The following is a 2,800-nucleotide window of genomic DNA, read 5'->3' as shown; positions in this document are numbered from 1 at the left end:
TATTTTTGAAGTCTTTTTATACTTTTATTAGAGTGTGAATAATTATATACTCTAGTAGATGTATGAATTTGAACCTTAATTGTATACATAGTAAGAGATGGTTATAAGTTATTTAATCTAAATCCCAAAGATATGCTTCATATTCACATCTTAGTTCATCGTATAAATCTTTAGCTTCCTGTAGATATTCTCCTAAGAATACTGAAACTTGATATTTATCTTTGATGTTACCTTCAAAAGTAATATTGAGCCACTGTTCACAAAAGTGAACAGCAGCTCTTTGTCTTTCAGTTGATATATTATTCATCTTTAAGATCTATATCAAAGTATTTACAGAATGTTATTTTCTCAAACTCATCTATTGATATTATCTTATAACATAAATAACAAGAAAGAGAAATAATTATTAGATATATGATAGTATAAATACTATCAAAGATTTTATCTAATATTACCATGCAAGATATAATAACATTAATAACAGTTAACCATAGAAGTATTCCTTTAAGTATAAGGATTATAGATTTTGATATTTTATTGTTCATTTTGTATGTCTTTTAGTTGTTAATATATTGAGTAAAACATAAAAGAATAGTAACTATTGTCTCTTTCTTTTATATTTATAAAATTCTTTTCTTGCTTCTTTGCCATTAGGATAAACAGTCTTTACTATTCTTTCTTTTGTACAGATAGTTATAGACCATTCAAAGGCATGTTGTCCACTAAGGATAATTTCTCTTCCATAGATGTCTACTATGATTTCTCTTATGAAACAGTCACAGTTTTCTCTATGATATGTATGATTTTTTGCCATGTTGATTGTTGTTTATTGGGTAGTTTATTTAAATGTTTATTAGTATTACTCGGTATAAATAGTTATGTTTCTATGATTTTTATAAGCAAGATGCTATTCTTATATTAAAAATTTGGCATATTGGGGTATTTCACAATGGTCTATAATGGTACCTTCATATTGAATAGGAGACCATGTTTCACATTCATATCCTCCAATAATCTCACCTTCTTCTGAATATTCTTCTACTGAATCCTGTGAATACTGTTGCTGTGCTTTAATTAATCTATTATCCTGGGTATACATGATATGTGTATATTCAGAACAATTCTCTCCAAAGTAACTTTGTATAATATCTAATACTACAGCTTTAATAGGATTCTCATTAGGAATATTTATTTCAACAATATCTCCTTTTTCTACAGATTGCCCATATGTTATTTTTTCCATGATTCTTTTTTATTTAGAAGTAGTATGGAGTTTTATCCCCATACTACTAGTTATACATTACCATTCACCTTTTATAGTGGCAATAAGCTCATCCTTTATATAAGCAGGAAGTTCAACGCAAGGAAAAGCATCTAAAGTTCCAGTGCCTACAAGAATACCAAGAGCGATGTTTCCCTCCCCTGTTACATGAGTATCAAGGAAGAACATGGTCTGAGGAAACAGCGGAGTTACTATGAATAACTCGGGTTCCCAGCAAGCAAACTGAAACTCAACCTCTGTACCCTCAAATTCAGCAGGACCAGTATAAGGTTCAGAGTAGTTTTTATACATGAACTGTAATAAATTGTCACAATTCATAAGAGTAGGATAAGTTATCATAATTTTACACTTCCACCACACTAGAGCTGAAGTGAGAACGGCTTTACAAGAAAAACATTCTATTTACCTACTCTACTAGAGCAGAAGTAATAAGTACAGAAGATTCAGGCATTTACTTAAACCCTTTGTGCAAAAGAAAGGAAGCCCCGAAGGGCTTCCTACTAGTCCACTGAGAAGTGGAGCAAGCTCTCACGCTTGCTTTCACAGAGCATGAACATAGGCTCATCATAGCCTTCTGTAGTCACCTCAGTGATGAAGAGACTACCTAACTTCTCACCATCATTAAGCTTTTCACCTCGTGCCTCTTTAGCCTCAATATCAGCCCTATGCTTCTTGATGTAATCAATCTTCTTGCCAAGTTCCTGTGGAACATAGCCTAAGGTCTTTTCTGTGGCGAAGTAGTAGTATCCTACCTTGTCAGCTCGTGGATACACATCAAGGTTCTTACTGCCTGTATCAGACAGAAATTTTTCTACTGACATTCTTTTACCAAACTCTGATTTGTTTTCAGTTGCCATAATGCTAATGGTTTTAAGTGTTATGAGGGGGACTATCCCAACCTCAAGGCATGGGGAGGGAGGGAGAGGTGGTTATAAACCACTCCCACAAATACCAAAAATTTTTCAAAAAAAAAATCAGAAAAAAAAATTTCAGAAAAAATATTATTCCTACAAGCAGTAAGTTTTTTATTTATATATTTTGCTATATTATTCTTTTTCACTATATTTGCACCCACTAGGACATAGCAAGTACTAGATACATAACCGACCTAATTAAGGTTGAAGAGGTTAAGATAGTTGAGAAGTCCCCAAGCCAACATAGGAGAATAAAGGGTACTATTAGTAGGGCAGAGGTAATTGGGGCTTGAGATAACTAAGAGTGAGAACTAATAATATATAAACGCCTTCAATGCTATCTTAATACTATACCAGGGAGCTTTAATGGTGAATTGCTCCAGGTCTCTTTATACCTTAAAAATTAATAAGAGTGTTATGTTATCTAGGAATAAGGAAGCATGTATTTTATAATATGAGCACATTATTGAAAAATAATTTAGGAAAAGTTTGGTAGTTTCAAAATTTATGCTTACCTTTGCACTGCAATTGAGAGATGGTTTAGATGAATATTCATCATTGTTATCAGTACTATCTTAACCAGTTGTTTTAAGATAGTACTTCT

The 2,800-nt window shown here is 32.2% G+C and carries 5 protein-coding genes; all 5 read right to left on the bottom strand.

Features of this window, described 5'->3' with window-relative positions:
* Positions 1 to 112: 112 nt before the first annotated feature.
* Positions 113 to 307: a hypothetical protein gene (locus SPD90_RS01155; protein ID WP_320924064.1), complete on the bottom strand. Its 195-nt coding sequence runs from the start codon at positions 305 to 307 to the stop codon at positions 113 to 115.
* Between the two features lie 291 nt (positions 308 to 598).
* Positions 599 to 814, bottom strand: coding sequence for a hypothetical protein (locus SPD90_RS01150; RefSeq protein ID WP_320924063.1), 216 nt, complete (start codon positions 812 to 814; stop codon positions 599 to 601).
* 99 nt (positions 815 to 913) lie between these two features.
* A complete protein-coding gene (locus tag SPD90_RS01145) occupies positions 914 to 1,243 on the bottom strand; it encodes a hypothetical protein (protein ID WP_320924062.1) in 330 nt (109 codons plus the stop codon).
* A 57-nt stretch (positions 1,244 to 1,300) separates the two neighbouring features.
* Positions 1,301 to 1,621 carry a hypothetical protein gene (locus SPD90_RS01140; protein WP_320924061.1) on the bottom strand — a complete coding sequence of 107 codons (321 nt, stop codon included), beginning with the start codon at positions 1,619 to 1,621 and terminating at the stop codon, positions 1,301 to 1,303.
* Between the two features lie 161 nt (positions 1,622 to 1,782).
* Positions 1,783 to 2,139 (bottom strand): hypothetical protein, encoded by a 357-nt coding sequence (locus SPD90_RS01135; protein ID WP_320924060.1) that lies wholly within the window; start codon positions 2,137 to 2,139, stop codon positions 1,783 to 1,785.
* Positions 2,140 to 2,800: the final 661 nt, after the last annotated feature.

Origin of the sequence: Intestinibacter sp., from assembly GCF_034113885.1 — a bacterium.
GTDB lineage: Bacteria > Bacillota > Clostridia > Peptostreptococcales > Peptostreptococcaceae > Intestinibacter.
The sequence above is the reverse complement of the archived record's forward strand: the minus strand, read 5'-3'. Positions and strand labels throughout refer to the sequence as shown.

What these genes read in the sequence shown, in the direction of transcription:
- SPD90_RS01155 (WP_320924064.1), bottom strand. Translation starts at nt 307, where the DNA reads ATGAATAATATATCAACTGAAAGACAAAGAGCTGCTGTTCACTTTTGT.
- SPD90_RS01150 (WP_320924063.1), bottom strand. Translation starts at nt 814, where the DNA reads ATGGCAAAAAATCATACATATCATAGAGAAAACTGTGACTGTTTCATA.
- SPD90_RS01145 (WP_320924062.1), bottom strand. Translation starts at nt 1,243, where the DNA reads ATGGAAAAAATAACATATGGGCAATCTGTAGAAAAAGGAGATATTGTT.
- SPD90_RS01140 (WP_320924061.1), bottom strand. Translation starts at nt 1,621, where the DNA reads ATGATAACTTATCCTACTCTTATGAATTGTGACAATTTATTACAGTTC.
- SPD90_RS01135 (WP_320924060.1), bottom strand. Translation starts at nt 2,139, where the DNA reads ATGGCAACTGAAAACAAATCAGAGTTTGGTAAAAGAATGTCAGTAGAA.